We start from the raw sequence: 18,610 nt of genomic DNA, 5'->3' as shown, positions 1-18,610 counted from the left end.
CCGTGCCCGTCCCCGTACCGATAGCCTTCCTTCGTGATCAAAGCCGGGGGCACGGAGCGAGTCGACGGGGATCCCGGGGCGCAGGGCTGGGGCGCCACACGGTCGTGGGTGGAGAAGCGGCTCGCCGACGGGGAGCGGATAACCGGCGCCGAGTGCCTGCGCGGCGGTTGGACCTCGGAGATGCGCCGGCTGCGCGTCACGGGGCCGGGCGGCCGGCGGGACCTGGTGCTGCGGTCCTTCGCGAAGCCCTTCTACGTGCGGCACGCGGAGGGGCTGTTGTCCCGCGAGGCCGCGGTCCTGCGGCTACTCGGGGCGACCGACGTGCCTGCGGCCACGCTCGTGGCGGCGGACGCGACGGCGGCGTCCTGCGACCACCCGTCCCTGCTGATGTCGTCGTTGCCCGGTGCCGTCCGACTGGACGACCGGGACGCCGAGTGCCGGGCCGATCTGTTGGCCGAGCAGTTGGTGCGCATCCATCAGGTCGAGGTCCCCGCCGATGCCAGGCCACGGGTCTGGCAGGCCTGGACATCGCCGGAACGGGTGGTGCTCCCGCAGGACACGGTGCGGCCGGAGCTGTGGCGTACGGCCGTCGACGTCATCCGGCAGGATCCGCCCGCCGTCCGGCCCTGCTTCCTGCACCGGGACTTCCACCCGGGCAACGTCCTCTTCGACGGCGAGGGGGAGGACGTCCGCATCAGCGGTGTGGTCGACTGGGTGGAGACCTCCTGGGGGCCGGCCGACCTCGACGTGGCCCACTGTTCGACGGCCCTGTCCCTGCTCCACGGTGTCTCCCTGGGGATGACCTTCGCCGACCGGTACCTCGCCGCGGGCGGTCGCCTCGCCGAGCAGCGCGCGGCCCATCTGTACTGGCGGATCCTCGACGCTCTGGCCTTCGCCCCGGACGCGGAGAAGGTCGCCGTCCCCTGGCGCGAACTCGGCCGCACGGACCTGACCCCGGACCTTCTGGCCGGCAGGCTGGAGGAGTACCTCCACGCCCTGTTCGAGCGCTACGCGTAGGTCGGGAACGCCCGGTGCCGCCCCCCTCGGGACGGGCACCGGGCACCGGCGGGGCGTGTTCGTCAGGCCGCCGGGTGGGCGTGGAAGCCGCGGCCGGACTTGCGGCCGAGGAGGCCGGCCTCGACCATGCGGGAGAGCAGCGGCGGGGGCGCGTACAGCGGCTCCTTGTACTCCTCGTACATCGAGCGGGCGATCGCCTCGACGGTGTCCAGACCGATCAGGTCGGCGAGGGTGAGCGGGCCCATCGGGTGGGCACAGCCGTGGACCATGCCGGCGTCGATGTCCTCCGCGCTGGCGTGCCCGGCCTCGGCCATCCGGATCGCGGCGAGCAGGTAGGGCACCAGCAGGGCGTTGACGACGAAGCCGGCCCGGTCCCGGGAGTGGACGACGTGCTTGCCGAGGACGTTCGCGGCGAAGGCCTCCACCCGGCCGACCACGGCGCGGTCGGTGTGCAGCGAGGTGACCAGCTCGACCAGCGGCATCACCGGGGCCGGGTTGAAGAAGTGCAGGCCCAGGACGTGCGGGGCGCGGCCGGTGGTGATGCCGAGCCGGGTGACGGGGATGGCCGAGGTGTTGGTGGCCAGGACGGCGTCCTCGTCGACGAGCACCTTGTCCAGGGTGGTGAGCACCTCGGTCTTGACCCGTTCGTCCTCGACGACGGCCTCGACGACGAGCTGGCGGTCGGCGAGCGCCTCCAGGTCGTCGGCGAACAGCAGGTGCGCCCAGGCGTCGGTGCGCTGTTCCTCGCTGATCCGGCCGCGGTCGACGGCGCGGTGCAGGGAGCGGTCGATCCGGCTGCGGGCGGCGCTCAGGGCGGCGCGGCCGTTCTCGCAGACGACGGTGTCGAGCCCGGCGCGGGCGAAGACCTCGGCGATGCCGGAGCCCATCTGCCCGGCGCCGACGACGGCGACACGGCGGATGTCGTTCATGCGGTTGCCCTTTCGGAGCTGATGCGGGTCGGCACGGGGTCAGGCCACCGGGGCGGTCGTGTGCACGAGGTGGCGGGCGTAGGCCTCGGTGGTGAGGAAGGCGGGCAGCTGCGCGCCGAGCGCGGTCTCCTCCAGGATGCGCACCGCGTCCTCCAGCAGCGCCGGGTCGGCGCCCTCGCCGACGAGTGCGGCCCGCTCGCGGTCGATCAGGCGCCGCACCGTGTCCGGGGTGACGAGCGAGCCGCCGGTCAGCCGGGAGCAGTGGTGCTGCCACTGCCAGAGCTGGCAGCGGGCGATCTCGGCGGTGGCGACGTCCTCCATCAGCCCGAAGACGGCGACCGCGCCGGAGCCGCCGAGCCAGGCGGTGAGGTAGCGCAGCGCGACCGCGACGTTGGACCGCACGCCCTGCTCGGTGGGCAGGCCGACGGTCAGACGGTGGACGCCGAGCAGGTCGGCGGCGGTGACCGCGACGTCCTCGCGGGTGCGCTCCAGCTGGTTCGGGCGGTCGCCGAGGACGGCGTCGAATGCGGTGCGGCAGGTGGCGACCAGGCCGGGGTGGGCGACCCAGGAGCCGTCGAAGCCGTCGCCGGCCTCCCGTTCCTTGTCGGCGCGGACCTTGGTCAGCGCGACGGCGTCGGCCTCCGGGTCGCGCTGCGGGATCGCGGCGGCCATCCCGCCGACGGCGTGCGCGCCGCGCCGGTGGCAGGTGCGCACCAGCAGGTCGGTGTAGGCGCGCATGAACGGCTGGGTCATGGTGAGGGTGGCGCGGTCGGGCAGGACGAACCGGGGCCCGTGGTGGGCGAAGTTCTTGATCAGGCTGAACAGGTAGTCCCAGCGGCCGGCGTTCAACCCCGCGGCGTGCTCGCGCAGTTCGTAGAGGATCTCGTCCATCTCGAAGGCCGCGGTGATGGTCTCGATCAGCACGGTGGCGCGGATCGTGCCGTGCGGGATGCCGAGGTCGGCCTGGGCGAGGGTGAACACGTCGTTCCACAGGCGGGCTTCGAGGTGGTTCTCCAGCTTGGGGAGGTAGAAGTACGCGCCGGAGCCGGCCGCGATCTGCGGTCGGCCGCAGTGGAAGAGGTACAGGCCGAAGTCGACCAGCGCGCCGATCGCGGGGCGTCCGCCGATCAGCAGGTGCTGCTCGTCCAGGTGCCAGCCGCGGGGGCGGACCACGATGGTGGCAGGGTCGTTCCCGACGTAGTACCGCTTGCCCTCCGGCGTGGTGTCGTCGATCCGGCGCTCGATCGCATCGACCAGGTTGAGCTGCCCGGAGATCAGGTTGTGCCAGGTGGGGGCGGTGGCGTCCTCGAAGTCCGCGAGCCACACCTGGGCACCGGAGTTGAGGGCGTTGACGGTCATCCGGCGCTCGGGCGGGCCGGTGATCTCCACCCGGCGGTCGTGCAGGCCGGGACCGGCGCCGGCCACCCGCCAGCTGCGGTCCTCCCGGACGGCGCGGGTCTCCGGGAGGAAGTCCAGGGTGCCCCCGGCGGCCAACTCGGCGCGGCGGCGGTCCCGTTCGGTGAGAAGCTCGGTGCGGCGGCCGGCGAACGCCTCGTGCAGGCGGGTGAGGAAGGCGAGCGCCCCGGGGGTGAGGATCTCGTCGAAGCGGTCCTCGGGTGCGCCGAGGATCTCGACGTGGCTGGGCTGGGTCATCCGGTGCTCCAGGAGGCGAGTGGGAGGCGAGTGGGAGGCGCCCGGGGCCTCGTCCCTCAACGAGGCCCCGGGCGCCGGGGTGGAAGGCGGCTCGTCCCCAACGAGACCGCCGGGGTGGCTCAGTGGAACTGCTCGGCCTCCGTGGAGCCGGTCAGGGCGAGGGTCTCGGCGTTCGGGTTGAGCGCGGTGGAGACCAGGTCGAAGTACCCGGTGCCGACCTCGCGCTGGTGCTTCACGGCGGTGTAGCCGTCCGGCACGGCCGCGAACTCGGCCTCCTGCAGGTCGACGTACGCCGTCATGCCGTGCTCGGCGTAGCCGCGGGCCAGCTGGAACATCGAGTGGTTGAGGGCGTGGAACCCGGCCAGGGTGATGAACTGGAACCGGTAGCCCATGGCGCCCAGCTCCCGCTGGAACTTGGCGATCTGGTCGTCGTCCAGCGCGGCCTTCCAGTTGAAGGACGGCGAGCAGTTGTAGGCGAGCATCTTGTCCGGGTACTCGGCCTTGAGCGCCTCGGCGAACTCGCGGGCCTGGGCGAGGTCCGGGGTGCCGGTCTCCACCCAGATCAGGTCCGCGTACGGGGCGAAGGCGAGGCCGCGCGAGATCACCGGGGCCATGCCGGGCTCGACCCGGTAGAAGCCCTCGGCGGTGCGCTCGCCGGTGCAGAATCGGGCGTCGCGCTCGTCCACGTCGGTGGTCAGCAGGTTGGCGGCGAGGGCGTCGGTGCGGGCGACGATCACGGTCGGCACGTCGGCGATGTCGGCCGCCAGGCGGGCGGAGTTGAGGGTGCGGATGTGCTGGGCGGTGGGCACGAGCACCTTGCCGCCGAGGTGGCCGCACTTCTTCTCGGAGGCGAGCTGGTCCTCGTAGTGGATGCCCGCCGCGCCGGCCGCGATCATGCCCTTGGTGAGCTCGAAGGCGTTCAGCGGCCCGCCGAAGCCCGCCTCGGCGTCGGCGACGATCGGCACCAGCCAGTCCGGGCCGTCGTTGCCCTCCGCGGCGTCGATCTCGTCCGCCCGCAGCAGCGCGTTGTTGATCCTGCGCACCACCTGCGGAACGGAGTTGGCGGGGTAGAGGCTCTGGTCCGGGTAGGTCTGGCCGGCCTGGTTGGCGTCGGCCGCGACCTGCCAGCCCGACAGGTAGATCGCCCGGAGCCCGGCCTTCACCATCTGCACGGCCTGCCCGCCGGTGAGCGCGCCGAGGGCGTGGACGTAGTCCTGCTCGTGCAGCTGCCGCCAGAGCCGCTCCGCACCGCGCCGGGCCAGGGTGTGCTCCTCGCGCACCGTGCCCGAGAGCCGCGCCACGTCCGCCGCCGTGTAGGTGCGCTCGACGCCCGCCCATCGGGGGTCGGACGCCCACCGGGCGGCCAGCTCCGCCGCCTGCTTCTCCTGCTGCTGCCGAACCGACTGAGTCATGGGTCTGCTCCCCAGGGGTGTGCTCGTTGCGAAGGATGTGTCGCACTTCACCGCGAGGGCGAGTGGGCGGCCGGGTGATGCCGGGCGGCGGTACGAGACCGCGGGACGTGGATGCCCGGACAGCCCACCAGGCCGCGACCGACCTGGTGTTTCGTTGCTGTCCTGCGCATCTCCCGGCCGCAGCAACGACTCTGGCAGCTCACCAGGCCGCCGTCACCGGTGGACCGCTGCCAACTTCTGCGAAGGATGCACGACATATCTGCGAAGGTTGCGAAGTACGACCGTGCATTCGGCGGGCTAGGCTGCCCACACCGGCCGGCCGATGTACACAAGGGGGAGAGCGACATGGGAAAGGCCTTCGCCGGCGCCAGGCTGCGCCGCCTGCGGGAGGAGCGCGGCCTCAGCCAGGCCGCCCTCGCCCGGCTGATCGACCTGTCGCCCAGCTACCTCAACCAGCTGGAGCACGACGCCCGCCCGCTCACCGTGCCCGTCCTGCTGCGCCTCACCGAGGCCTTCGGGGTCGAGGCCGGGTACTTCGCCCCGCCCGACAGCGCCCGGCTCACCGCCGAACTGCGCGAAGCGCTCGGCGAGCAGGTGGCGACCGGGCGGGTCACCGCCGGAGACCTCGACGAGCTGGCCGCACGCCTGCCCGCCGTCGCCCGGCTGCTCATGGACCTCGGCCGCAGCCGGCGGGCGGTCGCCGAGCAACTCGCCGTCCTCGCCGGTGACCGCGGCCCGACGGCGGACGCCCTCACCCCGCACGAGCAGGTCCGCGAGTTCTTCTACCGTCGCCGCAACTACATCGACGAACTCGACACCGCGGCAGAAGAGTTGGCTCTTGTGATCGGCCTGCGGCGCGGAGAGGTCAGGGCGGTGCTGGCCGAGCGGCTCGCCTCCGGCCACGGCGTACGGACCGTCACCGGAAGCGAGCACCTGCACCGCTACGACCCGCGCACCAGGGTCCTGAGCCTGTCGGACCGGCTGCGCCCCGGCCAACAGGCCTTCCGGATGGCCACCCAACTGGCGTACCTGGAACACGATCCCCTGCTGTCCGAACTCGCCGCCCAGGACAGCCCGGAGGGCTCCACCGCCTGGTCGCTCACCCGGATCGGCCTGGCCAACCACTTCGCCGCCGCGCTGGTGCTGCCCTACACCGCGTTCCACGCCGAGGCCGAGTCCGCGCGCTACGACATCGAGCACCTCGCCGACCACTTCGGCGTCGGCTACGAGACCGTCTGCCACCGGCTGAGCACCCTGCAGCGGCCCCGGCTGCGCGGTGTGCCGTTCTCCTTCGTCCGGGTCGACCGGGCGGGCAACGTCTCCAAGCGGCAGTCCGCGACGGCCTTCCACTTCTCCCGGACCGGCGGCACCTGCCCGCTCTGGAACGTCTACGAGGCGTTCGCCGCGCCGGGGCGGGTCCACGTCCAGGTCGCCGCGATGCCCGACGGCCGGCGCTACCTGTGGACCGCGCGGGCCGTCACCCGCTCCCCGGGCGGCTGGGGCCGCCCCGGCAAGACCTTCGCCATCGGCCTGGGCTGCGAGATCCGCCACGCGGGACGACTCGTGTACTCGGCGGGGCTGGACCTGGGCGACGAGAGCGCCGCCACCCCGATCGGCCTCGGCTGCAAGGTGTGCGAACGCCCGGTCTGCCCGCAGCGGGGCGCGCCGCCGATCGGCCGCCCGCTCGAAGTCGACGAGAACACCAGCACCTTCGTCCCCTACCGCGCGCTGTCCGACTGACGGCCGCAGCGGGCCTCGATGCGCCGGCCCGGGGGCCGGCAGCCTGACCCGCGCGGGTGAATGCCGGGAGCGTGGTGCGCTGCTCACCGGGCGAGTCTCGCCGATCCGGTAGAAACGGGTCGTAGGCGATCGGGAGTGGTTCGACGCAGGCCCGGCCAGGGTGGCGGCCACCCTGCCCCGGGTCCGAGGCGGCTGAATGACATCCTCCCCGTCCCTGGGGACCGGGGTTTCCTTGGAGGTCTCCGATGATTGTCGAGGATGTCAGACGTGAACCGACCGCGCGGGGCTGGCGATTGTCGGCAGCGGTCCGGACGGGGGCGGCCCGCGCGCCGGAGCGACTCCACTTCACCGTGCGCGGTGGCGACGCCGAGTGGCTGCCCGAGCGCGGCGACGCCTTCCTCGCCGGGCTCCTGATGCCGGCCATGAGCGCCGGCGAGGACCTGGTGGTCGACGCCCCGGTCTCCCACCGGCTGCTGCGGTCCGCGAGGACGGTGATGGAGATCTACACGGCTTGGTGGGAACACCTGCACAAGGTCAGGGTGACGGCGGGCGAACCCGACGAGGCACAGAGCGGGCGTGGCGCCGTGGGGTTGTTCTTCACCCTGGGCGTGGACTGCTTCTACAGCCTGCTGGGGGACGGCGGGCGCCGTTCCGAGCCGCACCACCGGCCGATCACCGACCTGCTGTTCGTGAACTTCGAGCAGCACACCGGGCCTGATCACGCCCGACTGCTCGACCGGGTCCGGCTGGTGGCCGACAGGAGCGACTGCCGGGCCGTCGTGGCGGAGACCAACCTGCGCGCCTTCACGGCGCCGCTGGTCCGCTGGGAGGACTTCCACGGGGCGGCGCTCGGCAGCACCGCACTGGCGTTGCAGGGCCTGCTCGGCCGCTGCCTGATCGCGGCCAGCTTCGAGTACCGTCATCTGCCGCCGTTCGGCTCGCACCCGGTGCTGGACCACCTGTGGTCCAGCGAATCGCTGGAGATCGTCCACGACGGTGCCGACGCCACCAGGGCGGAGAAGGTGGCGCGCCGACTCGCGCGCTCCGACCTCGCGTTGCAGAACCTGACGGTGTGCTGGCGCAGCCGGCCCGGGCACAACTGCGGAGCGTGCGAGAAGTGCCTGCGGACCATGATCGCCCTTGAGCTGGCCGGTGTGCTCCGGCGCTGCGCGACGCTGCCGGACGAGCTGGACCTCGACCGGCTGCGCAACGTCCCGATGAGCTCGGCGGACAACCGCGACGCCATGCGCGAGACGGGACGCGATGCCGGCGCCTGCGGACGCCCGGATCTCGCGGCGGCGGCCGAGCTGGCGGCGAACCGCTACGGGCCGGTGCCACGGACGGAGGCGGGGCGGTGAACGGGCTCGGGCGATGGGTCGGCATCAGGAGTCGACTTCTGGGAATCCTTCGTGAGTTGGTCGAGCCAGCGAGCCGCTGCGCGCTGCTGGGCTTCCCGCGCTACGGCAACGTCGGTGACAGTGCCATCTGGCTGGGCGTGCGGGCGTTGCTGGGTGAGCTCGGCGTCGAGGTCGTCTACACCGCCGATCACCACGACTTCTCTGCGGAGGCCCTCGCCGCGCGGCTGCCGAGCGGCACCATCCTGCTCACCGGCGGCGGCAACCTGGGTGACCTGTGGCCGAGCCACCAGCGGGCGCGCGAACGCGCGATCAGCGCCTTCCCCGGACACCGGATCATCCAGCTGCCGCAGTCAGTCCACTTCGGCGACCCGGCCGACCTCCACCGGGCCCGGGCGGTCTTCGACGCCCACCCCGATCTGGTCCTGCTCCTGCGGGACGAGCGGAGCCTGCGCCTGGCCCGCCGGGCCTTCCGCGCGCCTTCCGTGCTCGCCCCGGACTGCGCCTTTGCGATGAACGGCCTGCCCCGCCTCGTACGGCCGGAGCGGCGGATTCTCTGGCTGCGTCGCGGGGACCACGAGTCGGCCGCCCACGGTGAGCCGGACAATGCCGGGCCGGTCGCGGCCGTCGGCGTGTACCGGACCGACTGGACGGGAGAGGAAGGCGCCGACGCGGCCTGGGCCACCTCGGCACGGACCGTTCGCCGGCAGATCGAGGCGGCCTCGGCGGCGGTCCGGAGTACAGCGAGCAGCGAGGCGGTCGCCGAGCTCACCGACGCCCAGGACCGCCACGCCGAACTGCAGCTCCGGCGTGGCTGCCGCCTGCTCGGCAGCGCCGAGGCGGTGGTCACCGACCGGCTGCACGGGCACCTGCTGAGCCTGCTGCTCGGCCTGCCGCACGTCGTGGTCGACGATCGGCACGGCAAGATCAGCGGCTACTGGCAGACCTGGGAGCACGATCGCCACCGGGCCGTTGCCCGGCGCGCGCCGGACGCCGACCAGGCGCTCCGGACGGCGGCCGCGCTGCTCGCCGCCCCGGCCACGCCCCGGCCGGCCCGGGAGAGCCGACCCGTCGACACGCCGTGAGCGTCACCGTGCGCGGTCGAGCGCCAGCAGTGCCGCGCCGATCGCGCCGGCGTCGTTGGCGAAGCGGGCCGTCAGCACGGGCACCGGCGGGCGGTCGCCGGGTGCGTACAGCCGGGCGGCGAACGCGGTGCGCGCCGGTGCGAGCAGCAGCTCTCCCGCGGAGACGGGCCCTCCTCCGACGACCACCACAGCGGGGTCGAACAGGTTGGCCAGGGCGGCCAGGCCGACGCCGGTGAGCGTGCCCACCCGGTGCAGGATCTCCAGCGCCTGGTCGTCGCCGCTGCGGGCGGCCTCGGTGACGGCCTCTCCGGCATCCGGCGAACCCCGGCCGATCAGGCGGGCCAGCGGCCCTGCCGGCCGGACCGCCGCGGCCTGCCGCCCGAGCCGTGCGATGGCGGCGCCGGACGCGGCGACGCCCCAGCACCCGCGGTTGCCGCACTCGCAGAGCGGGCCCCGGGGTTCGACGATCAGGTGGCTGGCCTCGGCGGCGAATCCGTGCGAGCCGTGCAGCAGACGTCCGGCGACGACCACGCCGCACCCCAGGCCCGTACCGAGCGTCACCAGCACCAGGTGGTCCTGTCCGCGCCCCGCACCGATCCGGTACTCGGCCCACGCGGCGGCGTTCGCATCGTTGTCCGTCACCACCGGTAGCCCGACGGAGTCCGCGATCAGCTCTCCCAGCGGAGCCCGCGCGAACTCCAGACCCGGCGCGAAGGCCAGCGCCCCGGTACCGGCGTCGACCATCCCCGGCAGCCCGACGCCGACCACGGCGACCGGCTCGCCCCGCACCCGGGCCACCAGGCCGGCGACGGCGTCGACCAGCTCGTCCACCGTACGGCGCGGCGTGGCGCAGCGGGCCCGGGCCAGCACCGTGCCGTCGGCCGTCAGCCGGACCGCCGCGATCTTGGTGGCGCCGACGTCTACGCCGACCGCCTCGACCGGGGACGACGAGGTCATGACGCCTCCGGCAGGACCGTCCGGGCCTCGCCCCGCGCTGCGGCGGTGCGGACCTCGAAGCCGCTCGGTCCGCGGACCGCGGACAGGTCGCACGGCCGGTCGGAACGCAGCAGATCGCCTCCCACCTGAACCCGGACCGCCGCCTGCGCGCGGGTCTGTTCGTTGAGCCCCTTCACGTAGCACGCGCCGAGCCGCCCCTGCGACACTTGGACGACGGCGCACCCGCCCCCGACCAGGTCGGCCGTGACGAGGTGCGCTCCGCACGCGGTGCGTGCCCGCAGCGGTTCGCCCGTGCGGTTGAAGAGGAAGACGAGGACGTCCTGCGGATCGGCGGTGGTCCTGCGCAGTTCGAGCCACGGCCCCGGTCTGGCCCGCACGGGTGCTCCGCAGCCCTCCAGCCACTCCTCGACGGCCGTTCCGAGGGGTTCACCGCCGATGGGGTCACTGCCGATGGGGTCATCGCCGAGCGGCCCGCCGCCGAGGGACCCACCGCCGAGGGGCACGATTCGCGTCCCGCACCGCGCCGCCGCCTCGGCGAGCTCGGTGCAGGGGTTCGAGCGGTCGTCCGTCATGGGTGCTTCCCCGATCAGGAGCAGTGCGCCGCCGCGCTCGGCGAACTCCGCGAGTCGCTGTTGCAGTGCCTGCTCCATGAAGCGGCCCGACACGGCGACCAGCGGCCCGGCCGCGGGATCGAGTGCTCGCAGGCCGGTGAGTTCCGTCAACCGGAAGGGCAGGTTGCGGCGCAGGCAGTGGGCGACGAAGGGTACCAGGGTGCGATCGGCGGAGGGCGCCGGCCGGTCCCCGTTCCTCGCCCAGTCCCATGCGGCGACCGCCGCGTACGGCGGGTGGACGCCCCACCGCACGCCCGGCTCCGGGTGAGAGGCGGCCAGGGTGTCCTGCCGCGCCGACAGGAAGTGGGTCAGCACCTGCATCGCGGCGAAGGCCGGGCCGGGGCCCGCGTCGAGCCGGACCGGGGCGGCGTCCCCGTACGGCGGATCGAACGGCGAGGGGTCGCCGGACGGGTCCGTCCGCAGGGCGTGGTCCACCATGAGGTGCCGGCCCCAGCCTGCGGTGGCACAGGCCGGGTAGACGCTGATGCCGGTCGCCCCGCACGCCACGCCGAGCAGGGTGTGGTGGATCGGCACCACCGCGAAGGCGCAGTTCGCCTCCGCCCAGCGCAGCCCCCAGTTCTCCTCGATGTTGGGCCCCCGTCCGCCTTTCGCCGCCAGGACGTAGTTGACCAGCGCCTCCTCGTCCGAGAGCACGTTGCCCGTCCAGCTGGTGTAGGCGCGCGGCAGCGCGGTGGCCGCGCCGACCCGGTTCCTGACCAGCCAGGCGTCGTAGCGTCCGGCCGCCCGGCCGGGGACGCGGTCGGCCCTGGCCGGTGGCGAGTACGTGGTGAAGACGGGGAGGTCCGGCCCGAGTGCTTCGGCCAGCCCCGTCAGTCCGGTGGCCAGTACGTCGGCCGACCACCGACCCCAACTGATCTGGGAGCACGGCCAGTCGGCGGACACGGGGGTCTCCGCCCGGGTGGGCGCGTCCAGGCCGGGTGCGAAGCGGGCGAAGCCGTCGGTGCCCGGCGGCGAGTAGTCGAGCGCGTCGATCGGGAGGGCGGTCTCCCCGAAGTGCCCCTCGTTGCCGATCTGGACCGCGACGACCGGCCCCCGTGGATGCGCGTACGGCCGCAGGAAGCGGCCGACGGTGCGGAGCCAGTCCGTCGCGTCCGCGAGGAACCCCGGGTCCAGGGGCGAGGGCAGCGTGAACCGCTGGTACGACAGCGGCCGCCCGTCGGCGGACCGGGCGGGGTGCCGATCCGGGTCGAGCGCGGGGTCGAGCCGGTCGGGCAGTCCGCCGAAGGGCAGTTCCGCGTGCACGAAGGGGCCCGGCTTCAGCACGGCGAGCAGTCCGGTCGAGGCGATCAGCTCCAGGAAGCCGGCCAGATCGCGGTTGTCGTCCCCGTCGAAGCGCACGTCGCCCGGGGTGATCTCGTGGTGCCGCCAAGGGACGTAGCAGGTCACCACGGAGAGACCGGCCTCGCGCAGGGCGCCCAGTTTGGCCGCCCAGCGCGCGCGATCGTCCCGGTAGTAGGGGTACTCGCCCGTGATGAGGAACCGGGGACGCCCGTCCAGCCACAGCGTTCCGTCCACGAAGCGGGGCGCTGTGCCGTCCCGGCGGCCGGGGCTCACGGTGCGAGGCCCTCGTCCGCGGCGAGCAGCACCTTCATGGCGCTGTACCCCGCCGTCTCCGACCGGCCCGGCCCGGCCGCCTCCGATCGCCCCGCTCCCGCCCCCGCCGCCTCCGACCGGCCCGCTCCCGCTCCCGCCGCCTCCGACCGGCCCGCCCCGGCCGGTGCGACGGCCAGCATCGCGAGCGCCTCGGCGTACCGTTCGAGCGGCAGCACGTGGGTCACCAGCTCTTCGAGCGGCAGGTCCCGCGCGAGCTCCACCGCCAGCTCGAAGTCGGCCGGCCGGTACGGCCCGGCCCCCACCAGGCGGATCCCCCTGGTCACCAGGGCCCGCAGTGGCAGGGTGGCGACTCCCGCCTCCTTCTCGCCCATCACCACGACGGTGCCCCCGGCCGCCACCGCACCGAGGACATCACCCGGGAGCGACCCGGTGGTGTCGATGACCGCATCGGGCGTGCCCGCCCCGGCCGCCTCCGCCGCCGCCAGCACCCGGACCGTTCGCGGCAGCAGCTGGCGGGAGAGGGCCACCCGGCCTTGATCACGCTCGGCCAGGGTGACCCGGGCGCCGCGCCGGGCCAGGACGAGCGCGCACAGCGCCCCGATGGGACCGGCGCCGAGCACGAGCACCTGGTCGTCCCACCGTAGCCGCGCCGCGGCGAGGTTGTTCAGCACGCAGGCGAGCGGCTCCACCAGGGCCCCCCGCCGGTAGGACACGGAGGCGGGCAGCCGATGGACGAAGCGCTCGGGCACGACGGCGAACTCGGCCATCGTCCCGTCCCGGTCGACGCCGATCTCCCGGCCCGCCTTCGCCCCGCAGTGCGCCGGCATCCCGCGGCGGCAGGGGCGGCAGCGGTCGCAGTGGTACGTCGGGTTGATCACCACCCGGTCGCCGGGCACCACCGAACGGGTGCCGGTCCCGGCCGCGGTCACCGCGCCGACCGCCTCGTGCCCCAGCACCACACCCCGCCGCGCCGGGAACTCGCCCAGCAGGATCGCCCGGTCCGTGCCGCAGATCCCGGTGGCCGCCACCTTGACCAGGACCTCGCCGGCGCCGAAGGAGGGGACCGCCCGATCATGGATGCCGGGCAGGCCAACGTCCTCGAACACGACGGCCTTCATCGCAGCCTCCCATATGGATCGTCCACCAACAGTTCCATAGAATGCCCGCTATGAACCCATATCGGCGACCGGCCGGGTGGTGTGAAGCACCCCCGGATGCCCGCCTTAGGATCCTGCTGCTCGGCGCGTCGGGGTTCGTCGGCGGCGGCCTGTGGACCTACCTGGCACCCCGTCACGAGGTCGTGGGCACGTACGCCACCCGGCCGATCCCGGGTCTGGTCCGGCTGGACCTGCGGGACGAGGGCCGGCTGGCGGCGCTCGCGGCCGACGGCTTCGACCTCGTCGTCCACGCGGCCGGGCTGGTCCCCCTGGAGGCGGCCGAGGCCGACCCCGCCCTGGCCCACCGGCTGAACGTACGTCCCGTCGAGGTCCTGCTGGACGCCGTACGCGGCTCGGGGACGAAGCTGCTCCTCCTGTCCAGCGACAACGTCTTCGACGGCACCCGCGACCGGTACGAGGAGGCCGATCCCCGGGCCCCGGTCAACGTCTACGGGCGGACCAAGGCGGCGGCCGAGGACCTGTTGCTCGCCGAGGGCGGACACCTGGTCGTGCGGATCCCGCTCGTCTTCGGGCGCGGTCCCTGGGCGAACACCTTCCTGGCCCGCCTGGCCGGGCCGACGACCGTCGCCCGCACGGACCTGGTCTGCGCCCCCGTCTACCTTCCCAGCCTCGGCCCGGCCCTCGCCCGGCTCTGGCACCGCACGGGTGTCCTGCACTACGGCGGCAGCGACGTGGTGACCAGGTTCGAGCTGATGTCCCGCGTCCGGCAGGCCCTGGACCTGCCGACCCGGGTGGTGGCCGCCGAAGGGGAGGAGGCCCGTACCGCCTGCCGGCGCCCGCCGCGGCTGGTGCTGCGCAGCACCCGCCACCGCCTGCTGGGCCCCGACCTGGACTCGGCGCTCGCCCACCTGGCAGGCCCGAACACCTAAGGCCCGCCGGGAAGGTGGTCGGTCACCAGGGCCAGGTGGCCGGCGGCGTCCACGTGCCCGGTGCGGTCGAGCCGGTCGACGAGATCGTTGATCAGCAGGGTGCCGAGCAGATAGTGGCCGAGCGCGAGCGCCTCGGGCGTGGAATCCCGTCCCTGCAGGTCGGGCTTGGCCTTGCGGTCCGAAAGTCGGCACGGCGCCTCCGCCAGGACGTGCAGGTCGTGGGTGAGCAGCAGCCGGTCCAGCCAGCCCGGATCATCGCGGAACAGCAGCGACAGGCCTCCGTGGGACGCCAGGTGGGGCAGGAACCGGTGGATCGCCGCGCGGTAGCCCGGGAACACCGGCTGCCGGAACCCCACCTCGTAGCCGTGCTTCGACCTGCGCACCGAGAAGCCCGTCCGGAGCGCGGGATCCCACACGGTGAGGCTGAAGAGCGTCTTCGCCAGGTCGTAGACCGGATCCCACGGCTCGACGGAGCCGCGCGGATCGATGAGCCGGAACTCCTCCGTCGCCCCGGAGCGGGCGCACCACAGCACGTTGCGCGTGTTGGCGTCCCCGTGGGCCGGGGTCATCAACCGGGCGGGCGCCAGCGGGGCCAGCCGGCCCGTCAGGCGTTCCAGGACCAGGTGCGGGGCCGTGCACCGCACGCCGTTGACCGTGATGCGCTCAGCGGTCGTCACGTCCCCGGGCAGGGCCCGGCGCAGGACCGGCAGCCGCCGCAGGAACCGGCCCACGACGACCTCCTCCAGGTGGCCGGCCGGGGTGGGGTGGGAGCGCACGGCGTACCCGTCCAGGACCAGGGCCCGGACGAGTGCCGCGTGCCGTCGGAAGAACTCCCCGGTGCGCGGCGGGGACTCCCGCAGGGGTGCCGCCAGGTCCGCGGAGTCGTAGAACGGCGTCGTGCACGCCGCCCACCCGTCGCCGTCGAGGAAGTGGACGACCGGCAGGTAGTGCGCCGCCAGTCGCGGTGCCAGGGTGCGCAGCAGCTCGATCTGGCGCAGCTTGTGGCGGAAGGAGACCAGGTCGTGGCCGTCCACGGCGCCCGGCGCGGGGACGAGGACCTTGAGGACCAGGTCGTCCCCGGCCGGGGTGGTGGTCCGGTGGACCCGGGCCGGGGACCCGCCGTCCAGGATCTCGTGCCCGACCGTGAGGCCGAGGGTGTCGGCGGCGGCCGCCAGGGCAGCCTCCTCGGTCCACCCCCCGGCCGTCCGGGCGGGCGTGACGCGTCGACGGTCGGTCGGCACGGCCGCCTCCTACCAGCGGATCGAGTCGATCAGCGCCGCGTGCAGCTGCGGCGTGCAGGCGGCGATGCAGGAGCGCTGGTTCAGCGGGCCGATGTCCAGCAGCAGGGTGTCGTGCAGCGGTTTGCCGTAGGCGTCGGTGATGGTGACGCCCGCGCGTTCCGCCAGGTACACCGAGGCCGCGATGTCGTACGGGAAGAGGTGCAGGATGCTGCCGTGGCCGACCCGGCGGAAGTCCGCCTCGGTGTCGGGGCGGTCGCGCAGCAGCCGGTTCCCGATGTCGACGTAGGCGTCCATCTGACCGGTGATGATCCGTGAGACGGAGAAGGAGGCGCTGTTGAACACGTACACGCCGCCGGTGTTGGCCGAGGCGTCGATCAGGTGGCCGTACGCCCCGGTCATCAGCTCCGCCGGGTGGCCGTTGAACTCCAGCGACCAGAACATCCGTGCGGGATCGGTGGCGGGGGAGAGCCGGGGGACCGGCACGGGGAAGCCGGCGGCCTCGATTCCGGCCCCGTGGGCGTCGGCGTACAGCCGGTTGCCGGTCTTGATCTCCTGGAGCATCGCGTACCGGATGTCGCCGATGGTGGGCGCCTCGCCGAAGGGGGCGGCGGCGATCGAGACGCAGGCCATCTCCAGATCGGCGGCGGCGCCGCGGGTGCCGTCGATGGGGTCGATGATCAGCACGTGCTCGGGGGCGCGGCCGATCGTGCGCAGGCCCTCGCTCTCGGTGTAGACGGCCACGGGCTCGCCCCGCTCCCGCAGGAAGTCCCAGGCGGCCCGTTCCGCGAGCACGTCGACGGGGAACTCCGCGTCCCCGCCCTTCGCCGTGCCCGCCACGTAGCGGCTGCCGACCTCCTGCAGTCCGTCCCGCACGGCCGCCCGGATCCGTCCGGACAGCTCGTGGACGAGGGCCTTCATCGCGGGGCCGCTCATGACGACACCGCGAGGAAGAGCCGCTCCAGCAGGTCGCACATCTCGTCCGCCTCCTGACGGGTCATGATCAGAGCCGGCCGGACCTTCAGGACGTTGCCGTGCCCGTACAGCGAGGTCCGCAGCAGCAGTCCGTGGTCCATGCCGAGCTCCGCGAGGTGGTTGGTGAGCCGGGGATCGGGGCGGCCGTCCCGGTCCACGATGTCGATGCCGATCATCAGCCCGACACCGCGGACCTCCCGGACGAAGTCCACCTTCGTGGCCAGGTCGCGCAGCCGGTCGAGGACGTACGCGCCCACGGTCCGCACGTTCTCCAGGAATCCGGGGCGGCCGATGACCTCCAGGGTCTTCAGGGCGGCCGCGGCGGCCAGCACGTTGCCGCCGAAGGTCGAGTTGATGTGGTGTCCCTCCACACCGGTCAGCCGCTCCTCGGTCAGGATGCCGGCGACGGGCATCCCCGCGCCGCCGAGGCCCTTGCCGAAGGTCATCATGTGCGGGCTGACGCCGAAGTGGTCGGCGGCGAACATCCGGCCGGTGCGCCCGAACCCGGTCTGGATCTCGTCGAAGACCAGCACGATGCCGCGCTCCTCGCACAGCTCCTTGAGCGCCTGCAGATAGCCGTCGGGCGGAATGACGTTGCCGCCGTTGCCGCTGATCGGCTCCAGCACCACACAGGCGACCCGGCCGGTGCTCGCGTAGTCGATGAAGTCGTTGATCCGTTCGACGCACAGCAGGCCGCAGGTGGCCCGCTCCTGCCGGTAGAAGCAGCGCAGGCAGTGCGGGTCGGGGACGTGCACGACGCCGGGCAGGTGCGAGGGGAAGGGGGTGCGCCGGAAGGCGGCGCCGGAGGCACCGATCATGCCGAGGGTCTGCCCGAGGTGCCCGCGGAAGAGCGTCACCACGTCGGACTTGCCGGTGTGCACCTGGGCGATCTTGACGGCGCTCTCGTTGGCGTCGGAGCCGCTCGCCGACTTCAGGTGCACCCGGGTGAGATTCGGCGGTGAGACCTCGGCCAGCTTCGCCACCAGCGCGTTCAGCGGCTCGGTCTGGAACTTGGAGGTGACGTGGATGAGTTGGCCGGCCTGTTCGCGGACCACGTCCACGATCTCGGGATGGGCGTAGCCCAGGCTCAGGTTGAACGTCCCCGAGGAGCAGTCGAGATAGCGCCGACCGTCGTCGGAATAGAGGTAGACGCCCTCACCCCTGACCACCCGGAGTTCGTCCGGCAGGTAGTAGTAGTGCTGGAGCACGGCTCCGGCGTCCGCCCCGGGCGGAGGCTTCGGTGCAGCGGTGGATGTGACGGGACCGGCCTGTTTCATCGACTTTCCTCCGACGATTCCGGACAGATCGATTTGATCGAAAGATTCGAAACACAGATCCGCCTCATGGAGATCGAGCGAGGCGGTCATCGAATTCGGTACGGCGACGCATCGGATACCGGCCCGCTTCGCGGCGCGCACGCCGCTGGGCGAATCCTCGAAGGCCACCGCCCGCTCGGCGGGAATTCCCAGGGAGGCCAGCGCCGCGACGTACAGGCTCGGCTCCGGTTTGGCGGCTTCCCGGTCGCCGTCGGCGCACTGCACCGTGCTCCACCCTTCGGCGAGGCCGCACTGCCGCGCATATCGGGCGACCCATTCCCGGGTCGAGTTGCTGACGATCCCGCGGGAGATCCCCAGGGCGTCGACGGCGCCCAGGACCCGGTGCACACCGGGCCTGCCGCACAGCCCGTCGAGCAGTTCCCGTTGCCGACGGCGGACCCGCTCCTGCAGTTCCGCGCGGTCCACCGTGCATCCGGTGACCCGTTCGAGCTGCGGCCACAGGTCGCACCCGATGGTGCCGACGAGCGACGACCACGCATCGACCGGCAGCTCGTGACCGAATTCCCGGAAGACGTCCGCGTGAGCGCGGAAGATCTCGGGCTCCGGATCCCACAGCGTCCCGTCGAAATCGAAGAAGATCGCATCCACGTCCTTCACGTGCACCTCCGTCGAGCGGCGGACGGCCGCGCGGCCAGGGTTGATGCAGGGAGCCAAGGCGCTGAGGCGCCAAAGGTCCATC

14 protein-coding genes are annotated in these 18,610 nt (G+C 73.3%); 5 read left to right on the top strand and 9 right to left on the bottom strand.

Translation table 11 applies throughout. From position 1 onward, the window contains the following. Positions 1–33 precede the first annotated feature (33 nt). Complete coding sequence (locus RMN57_RS01620; protein ID WP_313761526.1) at positions 34–1,017, top strand: aminoglycoside phosphotransferase family protein; 984 nt, start codon at positions 34–36, stop codon at positions 1,015–1,017. A 62-nt stretch (positions 1,018–1,079) separates the two neighbouring features. On the opposite strand, the gene RMN57_RS01615 is transcribed toward RMN57_RS01620, so the two are convergent. The 3 genes from RMN57_RS01615 to aceA all read right to left on the bottom strand — a co-directional run bounded on the left by RMN57_RS01615 (position 1,080) and on the right by aceA (position 5,011). Next, complete coding sequence (locus tag RMN57_RS01615) at positions 1,080–1,946, bottom strand: 3-hydroxybutyryl-CoA dehydrogenase (protein ID WP_313761525.1); 867 nt, start codon at positions 1,944–1,946, stop codon at positions 1,080–1,082. Positions 1,947–1,985: 39 nt separating this feature from the next. After that, the gene (gene aceB / locus RMN57_RS01610) at positions 1,986–3,599 is read right to left on the bottom strand and encodes a malate synthase A (RefSeq protein WP_313761524.1); all 1,614 of its coding nucleotides are present in this window, start codon (positions 3,597–3,599) and stop codon (positions 1,986–1,988) included. 119 nt (positions 3,600–3,718) lie between these two features. Further along, a complete protein-coding gene (aceA, locus tag RMN57_RS01605) occupies positions 3,719–5,011 on the bottom strand; it encodes an isocitrate lyase (protein WP_313761523.1) in 1,293 nt (430 codons plus the stop codon). Between the two features lie 345 nt (positions 5,012–5,356). Here aceA and RMN57_RS01600 point away from each other — a divergent pair, with 345 nt between their 5' ends. The 3 genes from RMN57_RS01600 to RMN57_RS01590 all read left to right on the top strand — a co-directional run bounded on the left by RMN57_RS01600 (position 5,357) and on the right by RMN57_RS01590 (position 9,191). Next, the gene (locus RMN57_RS01600) at positions 5,357–6,751 is read left to right on the top strand and encodes a short-chain fatty acyl-CoA regulator family protein (protein WP_313761522.1); all 1,395 of its coding nucleotides are present in this window, start codon (positions 5,357–5,359) and stop codon (positions 6,749–6,751) included. A gap of 245 nt (positions 6,752–6,996) precedes the next feature. Beyond that, positions 6,997–8,109 (top strand): hypothetical protein, encoded by a 1,113-nt coding sequence (locus RMN57_RS01595; RefSeq protein WP_313761521.1) that lies wholly within the window; start codon positions 6,997–6,999, stop codon positions 8,107–8,109. Positions 8,110–8,165: 56 nt separating this feature from the next. Then, positions 8,166–9,191 (top strand): polysaccharide pyruvyl transferase family protein, encoded by a 1,026-nt coding sequence (locus RMN57_RS01590; RefSeq protein WP_313761520.1) that lies wholly within the window; start codon positions 8,166–8,168, stop codon positions 9,189–9,191. A 3-nt stretch (positions 9,192–9,194) separates the two neighbouring features. Here RMN57_RS01590 and RMN57_RS01585 read toward each other — a convergent pair whose 3' ends face one another. Genes RMN57_RS01585 through RMN57_RS01575 form a run of 3 tightly spaced genes read right to left on the bottom strand, consistent with a single transcriptional unit; the run spans position 9,195 to position 13,452 of the window. Continuing rightward, positions 9,195–10,148, bottom strand: coding sequence for an ROK family protein (locus RMN57_RS01585; protein WP_313761519.1), 954 nt, complete (start codon positions 10,146–10,148; stop codon positions 9,195–9,197). Further along, complete coding sequence (locus RMN57_RS01580; protein WP_313761518.1) at positions 10,145–12,295, bottom strand: beta-galactosidase; 2,151 nt, start codon at positions 12,293–12,295, stop codon at positions 10,145–10,147. The genes RMN57_RS01585 and RMN57_RS01580 overlap by 4 nt, the downstream gene beginning before the upstream one ends. Before the next feature lie 35 nt (positions 12,296–12,330). Next, entirely contained in the window at positions 12,331–13,452 is a 1,122-nt protein-coding gene (locus RMN57_RS01575; RefSeq protein ID WP_313761517.1) for an alcohol dehydrogenase catalytic domain-containing protein, read from the bottom strand. A 50-nt stretch (positions 13,453–13,502) separates the two neighbouring features. On the opposite strand from RMN57_RS01575, the gene RMN57_RS01570 reads away from it, so the two are divergent. After that, on the top strand, positions 13,503–14,381 hold the full coding sequence (locus tag RMN57_RS01570) for a sugar nucleotide-binding protein (protein WP_313761516.1): 879 nt from the start codon (positions 13,503–13,505) through the stop codon (positions 14,379–14,381). On the opposite strand, the gene RMN57_RS01565 is transcribed toward RMN57_RS01570, so the two are convergent. From RMN57_RS01565 to RMN57_RS01555, 3 genes are read right to left on the bottom strand one after another with little or no spacing between them, the layout of a single operon-like run. After that, positions 14,378–15,622, bottom strand: coding sequence for a hypothetical protein (locus RMN57_RS01565; protein WP_313761515.1), 1,245 nt, complete (start codon positions 15,620–15,622; stop codon positions 14,378–14,380). The two genes, RMN57_RS01570 and RMN57_RS01565, sit on opposite strands and share 4 nt — an antisense overlap. A gap of 9 nt (positions 15,623–15,631) precedes the next feature. Next, entirely contained in the window at positions 15,632–16,555 is a 924-nt protein-coding gene (locus RMN57_RS01560) for an inositol monophosphatase family protein (RefSeq protein ID WP_313761514.1), read from the bottom strand. Continuing rightward, positions 16,552–18,528 carry an aminotransferase class III-fold pyridoxal phosphate-dependent enzyme gene (locus RMN57_RS01555; RefSeq protein ID WP_313761513.1) on the bottom strand — a complete coding sequence of 659 codons (1,977 nt, stop codon included), beginning with the start codon at positions 18,526–18,528 and terminating at the stop codon, positions 16,552–16,554. The genes RMN57_RS01560 and RMN57_RS01555 overlap by 4 nt, the downstream gene beginning before the upstream one ends. Positions 18,529–18,610 lie beyond the last annotated feature (82 nt).

The organism is Kitasatospora sp. CM 4170 (assembly GCF_032110285.1).
In the GTDB taxonomy this organism is placed as follows: domain Bacteria; phylum Actinomycetota; class Actinomycetes; order Streptomycetales; family Streptomycetaceae; genus Kitasatospora; species Kitasatospora aburaviensis.
This window is presented reverse-complemented; position numbering and strand designations above follow the sequence as displayed.

What these genes read in the sequence shown, in the direction of transcription:
- aceB (WP_313761524.1), bottom strand. Translation starts at nt 3,599, where the DNA reads ATGACCCAGCCCAGCCACGTCGAGATCCTCGGCGCACCCGAGGACCGC.
- RMN57_RS01600 (WP_313761522.1), top strand. Translation starts at nt 5,357, where the DNA reads ATGGGAAAGGCCTTCGCCGGCGCCAGGCTGCGCCGCCTGCGGGAGGAG.
- RMN57_RS01570 (WP_313761516.1), top strand. Translation starts at nt 13,503, where the DNA reads ATGAACCCATATCGGCGACCGGCCGGGTGGTGTGAAGCACCCCCGGAT.
- RMN57_RS01585 (WP_313761519.1), bottom strand. Translation starts at nt 10,148, where the DNA reads ATGACCTCGTCGTCCCCGGTCGAGGCGGTCGGCGTAGACGTCGGCGCC.
- RMN57_RS01575 (WP_313761517.1), bottom strand. Translation starts at nt 13,452, where the DNA reads ATGAAGGCCGTCGTGTTCGAGGACGTTGGCCTGCCCGGCATCCATGAT.
- RMN57_RS01615 (WP_313761525.1), bottom strand. Translation starts at nt 1,946, where the DNA reads ATGAACGACATCCGCCGTGTCGCCGTCGTCGGCGCCGGGCAGATGGGC.
- aceA (WP_313761523.1), bottom strand. Translation starts at nt 5,011, where the DNA reads ATGACTCAGTCGGTTCGGCAGCAGCAGGAGAAGCAGGCGGCGGAGCTG.
- RMN57_RS01595 (WP_313761521.1), top strand. Translation starts at nt 6,997, where the DNA reads ATGATTGTCGAGGATGTCAGACGTGAACCGACCGCGCGGGGCTGGCGA.
- RMN57_RS01560 (WP_313761514.1), bottom strand. Translation starts at nt 16,555, where the DNA reads ATGAGCGGCCCCGCGATGAAGGCCCTCGTCCACGAGCTGTCCGGACGG.